Raw genomic sequence first — 5,617 nt, forward strand, 5'->3', positions numbered from 1 at the left:
GGCCAGCCCACCGAGGAGATGCCGGCGATCCGCACCGGTCCCCGGCTGCGCCGCGGCGAGCGCGGCGCGGCCCGCGGGGAGCGGCCGGTCACCGCCGACCACCCCGACCAACCGCAGCGGCGCCGCGACCCCCGTGGCCCTGACCCCCGCGGCCCGGACCCCCGCTACTCGGACCTGCGTGACCAGGAGCCTCGCCGCGCAGATCCCCGGCACCCGGATTCCCGTCACCCGGATCCCCGCCGGCCGGCCTCCCGCCAGCCCGACCCTCGCACTTCTGACCCCCACCCGGCGGACCCGCGCTACGGCGATCAGGGCCGCCCCGAGCAGTCCGACCCCGGCCGATCACCGGTCGACCCGTTGACCTCACCGCTGGGTGAGGTGCGCAGGCTGAAGGAGGATCGGTGAACACCCTCACCACGACCCCCGGCTCCGCGGCCGGCGACCAGCCCGCGGCCCCCGCGGCGGCGCCGGCGAACCGGCCGGCCGACCGGGCGAACCCGACCCGTGCCGTGCTGATGCTGGAGGACGGGCGCAGCTTCGTCGGCGAGGCGTACGGCGCGCTCGGCGAGACCTTCGGCGAGGCCGTGTTCTGCACCGGGATGACCGGCTACCAGGAGACGCTGAGCGACCCGTCGTTCCACGGCCAGATCGTCATCATGACCGCGCCGCACATCGGCAACACCGGCGTCAACGACGCCGACTACGAGTCCGACCGCATCCAGGTCGCCGGCTTCGTCGTGCGCGACCCGGCGCGGCGACCGTCGAGCTGGCGCTCGCGCGGCAGCCTCGACGACGAGCTGGCCGCCGCCGGGGTGGTCGGCATCAGCGGCATCGACACCCGAGCGCTGACCCGTCACCTGCGCGAACGTGGGGCGATGCGCTGCGCGATCAGTAGCACGCTCACCGATGACGTGGCCGCCGGTGACGGAGTCGCCGATGCGCTGGCCGCCACAGGCTCGGTCGCTGACGCCGACGAGGGTGGGCAGAGCGCGGCGCTGACAGCGCTGCTCGACCGGGTCCGCAGCTCGCCGGAGATGGTCGGCGCCGATCTGGCCCCGCTGGTCTCCACTCCCGAGCCCTACGTGGTCCCGGCCGCGACCGGCACCGCGCTGTTCAAGGTCGCCGCGCTGGATCTCGGCATCAAGCGGGCCACCCCCGCGGCCATGGCGGCGCTGGGGTGCGAGGTGCACGTGCTGCCGGCCAGGACCACCGGCGAGGAACTGCTCGCCCTCGAACCCGACGGGGTGTTCCTGTCCAACGGCCCCGGCGACCCGGCCACCGCCGACTACGCCGTCGAGGCCCTGCGCACGGTGCTGCGCGCCGACGTGCCCGTGTTCGGGATCTGCTTCGGCCATCAGTTGCTCGCCCGGGCCCTGGGTTTCGAGACGTACAAGCTGACCTACGGCCACCGCGGGGTGAACCAGCCCGTGGGCGACGTCGCCACCGGCCGCATCGCGGTCACCAGCCAGAACCACGGCTTCGCGGTGAACGCCCCGCTGACCGGCGTGACGGACACGCCGTTCGGACGGGTCGTCGCCAGCCACATCGGCCTCAACGACGAGGTCGTCGAGGGATTGGAGTGCCTGGACGTGCCGGCCTTCAGCGTGCAGTTTCATCCAGAGGCCGCGCCGGGGCCGCATGACGCGGCCGGCCTGTTCGAGCGGTTCCGGGACCTGATGGCCGCCGCCCGTCAGGGGCGCGCCGCGGTCGCCGGAGGGGAGTCCTGATGCCCCGGCGCGACGATCTGAGCAGCGTCCTGGTGATCGGCTCCGGGCCGATCGTCATCGGCCAGGCCTGCGAGTTCGACTACTCCGGTACCCAGGCGTGCCGGGTGCTGCGGGCGGAGGGCCTGCGGGTCATCCTGGTCAACAGCAACCCGGCCACGATCATGACGGACCCGGAGCTCGCCGACGCGACCTACGTCGAGCCGATCACGCCGGACATCGTCACCAAGATCATTGAGCGGGAGCGGCCCGACGCCGTCCTCGCGACCATGGGCGGCCAGACGGCGCTGAACACCGCCGTCGCCCTGCACGACGCGGGCGTCCTGGACCGCTTCGGCGTCCGCCTGATCGGCGCGAACATCGACGCGATCCGCGCCGGCGAGGACCGCCAGGCGTTCAAGGACATCGTCGCCGCCGTCGGCGGCGAGACGGCCCGCAGCGCCATCTGCCACACCGTCGAGGAATGCCTGGCCGCGGGCGAGGAGTTCGCCTACCCGGTGGTCGTGCGGCCGAGCTTCACCCTCGGCGGCGCCGGCAGTGGCTTCGCCCACGACCCGGTCGAGCTCACCCGGATGGCCGCCGACGGTCTCGCGGCGAGCCCGTCGACGGAGGTCCTGGTCGAGGAGTCGATCCTCGGCTGGAAGGAGTTCGAGCTGGAGCTCATGCGCGACCGCGCCGACAACGTGGTCGTCGTCTGCTCCATCGAGAACGTCGACCCGATGGGCGTGCACACCGGCGACTCGATCACCGTCGCCCCGGCGATGACGCTGACCGACCGCGAGTACCAGACGATGCGCGACATGTCGATCGCGGTCATGCGGGCAGTCGGGGTCGACGCCGGCGGCTGCAACATCCAGTTCGCCGTCGACCCGGCGACGGGCCGGCAGGTCGTCATCGAGATGAACCCGCGGGTGTCGCGCTCGTCGGCGCTGGCGTCCAAGGCCACCGGCTTCCCGATCGCCAAGATCTCGGCGAAGCTCGCCCTCGGCTACACCCTCGACGAGATCCCCAACGACATCACCCGCACCACGCCCGCCGCCTTCGAGCCGACGCTGGACTACGTCGTGGTGAAGGTGCCGCGGTTCGCGTTCGAGAAGTTTCCCGGCGCCGATCCGACGCTGACGACGACGATGAAGTCGGTCGGCGAGGCGATGGGCGTGGGCCGCAGCTTCGCCGAGGCGCTGCAGAAGGCGCTGCGTTCGATGGAGTCGGCGGGCTCGGTGTTCTCCTTCGTCGCGCCGGCCGAGGACGCGGCCACCCTGCTGGAGTCGACCCGGTCCCCCCACGACGGGCGCCTGCGGGACGTCCAGCAGGCGCTGCTCGCCGGCGCCGACCCGGCGGACGTCACCCGAGTGACCGGCATCGACCCCTGGTTCGTCGACCAGATCGTCTTCCTGAACGAGATCGCCGCCGGGGTCACCCGCACGCCGGCGGGCATTCGCCGGGCCAAGCGGGCCGGCTTCGCCGACGTTCAGCTCGCCGAACTGCTCGGCACCTCCGAGGACGTGGTCCGCGCGTTCCGGCACCGGTCCGGCATCCGGCCGGTCTTCAAGACCGTGGACACCTGCGCGGCCGAGTTCGCCTCCGAGACCCCGTACCACTACTCGGCCTACGACAGCGAGACCGAGGTGGCGCCGAGCGGCCGGCCGCGGGTGATCGTGCTCGGCAGCGGCCCCAACCGCATCGGCCAGGGCATCGAGTTCGACTACGCCTGTTGTCACGCCGTCATGGCGTTGTCCGACGCCGGGTTCGAGACCGTCATGGTCAACTGCAACCCGGAGACGGTCTCCACCGACTACGACACCGCCGACCGGCTCTACGTCGAGCCGCTGACGGTCGAGGACGTCCTCGAGGTCGTCCACGCCGAGGAGCAGGCCGGCCCGCTGGCCGGGGTGATCGTCCAGCTCGGCGGCCAGACCCCGCTGGGCATCGCCGCGGCGCTCGCCGAGGCGGGCGTGCCGATCGTCGGGACCGCGCCCGCGGCGATCCACCTGGCCGAGGACCGCGGCCTGTTCGGCCGGGTGCTGGCCGCCGCCGGCCTGCCCTCGCCGCCGCACGGGGTGGCGACCTCGTTCGCCGAGGCCCGCACCGTCGCCGAGCGGATCGGCTACCCGGTGCTCGTCCGTCCCTCCTACGTGCTCGGCGGGCGCGGGATGGAGATCGTCTACGACGACTCCATGCTGCGCGACTACATCGAGCGGGCCACGGCGATCTCGCCGGAGCATCCCGTCCTCGTCGACCGGTTCCTCGACGACGCCGTCGAGATCGACGTCGACGCCCTGTTCGACGGTGAGACGCTCTACCTCGCCGGCGTGATGGAGCACATCGAGGAGGCCGGCGTGCACTCCGGCGACTCGGCCTGCGCCCTGCCGCCGATCACCCTCGGCCACGCCGACCTGGAGCGCATTCGCACGTCCACCGAGGCGATCGCCCGCGGCGTCGGCGTGCGCGGGCTGCTCAACGTCCAGTACGCCCTGCAGTCCGACGTTCTCTACGTGCTGGAGGCCAACCCGCGGGCCTCGCGCACCGTCCCGTTCGTCTCGAAGGCGACGGCGGTGCCACTGGCCAAGGCGGCCGCCCGGGTGATGCTCGGTGCCACCGTCGACGAGCTGCGCGCCGAGGGTCTGCTGCCGCGCACCGGCGACGGCGCCACCCTGCCGCTGGACTCGCACATCGCGGTCAAGGAGGCGGTGCTGCCCTTCGGCCGCTTCCGCGATGCCGTCGGCCGCGGGGTGGACACCGTCCTCGGCCCGGAGATGAAGTCCACCGGCGAGGTGATGGGCATCGACGACGGCTTCGGCACCGCCTACGCCAAGTCGCAGGCCGCCGCCTACAACGGCCTGCCCACCTACGGGCGGGTGTTCGTCTCGGTGGCCAACCGGGACAAGCGGGCGATGATCTTTCCGATCAAGCGGCTCGCCGATCTCGGCTTCGTCGTCTACGCCACCGAGGGGACTGCCCAGGTACTGCGGCGCAACGGGGTCAAGGCAGTCGTGCTCGGCAAGCACCGGGCGCCGACCGAGGGCCTGCTCGACTGTGTCGAGATGATCACCTCGGGTCAGATCGATCTGGTCATCAACACCCCGTGGGGGGTTGGCCCGCGGCTCGACGGCTACGAGATCCGCACCGCCTGCGTCAGCGCCGGAGTTCCGTGCATCACCACCATCCAGGGCGCCGCCGCCTGCGTGCAGGGCATCGAGGCCCTCGTCCGCGGGGAACTGGGCGTCCGGCCGTTGCAGGAGTACCACGCGGCCCTGCGCGAGGCGTGGGGCGGCGCGGACAACCCGGCCGCCGATCCCGCCGCGTCCACGGCCGTCCTGCCCTCGGCCGTCCCGTCCGGGGTGCCCACGGCCACGGTGTTCACCGGCGCCGCAGATCCGGGCGTGTTGTTCGGCGAGCAGCCGATCGAGGCGTTCGAGGCACAGTCGATCGAAGAGTTCGAGGAGCAGCCGATCGAGGCGTTCGGCGAGCAGCCGATCGAGGCGTTCGAGGAGGAGCCGGAGGCGTCCGACGCGTCTGAGGCGTTCGAGGCGCAGTCGATCGAAGAGTTCGAGGAGCAGCGAATCGAGGCGTTCGAGGAGCAGCCGACCGAGCGCATTGACAATCTGCCACCTGGGCGATTTGAGGAGCAGCCGACCGAGCACATCGAGGAACGGCCGACCGGCCCGGTGACGGGCGGCACCGGGCCCGATGCCGCAAACGGGTCCGGTGCTGCGACGGGTCCGGGCGCTGCGACGGGGTCTGATGCTGCGACGGGGTCTGATGCTGCGACAGGGCCGGGCGCTGTAGCAGGGCCGGACACGCCGGCCGGGCCGGGAGCGGTGGCCGGTCTCGACCCCGCGCGGACTGGTCGGTGAGCGCCGCGCCCCGCTTCTCCCCGCGCGGCGGTCGGG

2 protein-coding genes and 1 pseudogene are annotated in these 5,617 nt (G+C 72.6%); all 3 read left to right on the forward strand.

What is annotated here, in order from left to right:
* Nucleotides 1-405 (forward strand): annotated as a pseudogene (locus ND748_RS23640) (hypothetical protein); the annotation flags it as partial.
* Entirely contained in the window at nt 402-1,727 is a 1,326-nt protein-coding gene (carA, locus tag ND748_RS23645) for a glutamine-hydrolyzing carbamoyl-phosphate synthase small subunit (RefSeq protein WP_251748157.1), read from the forward strand. The pseudogene ND748_RS23640 and the gene carA, both read left to right, overlap by 4 nt.
* Nucleotides 1,727-5,581 carry a carbamoyl-phosphate synthase large subunit gene (gene carB, locus ND748_RS23650; RefSeq protein ID WP_374216012.1) on the forward strand — a complete coding sequence of 1,285 codons (3,855 nt, stop codon included), beginning with the start codon at nt 1,727-1,729 and terminating at the stop codon, nt 5,579-5,581. Before carA ends, carB begins: the two co-directional genes overlap by 1 nt.
* The last annotated feature ends 36 nt before the right edge of the window (nt 5,582-5,617 follow it).

The organism is Frankia sp. AiPs1 (assembly GCF_023716945.1).
Lineage (GTDB): Bacteria > Actinomycetota > Actinomycetes > Frankiales > Frankiaceae > Frankia.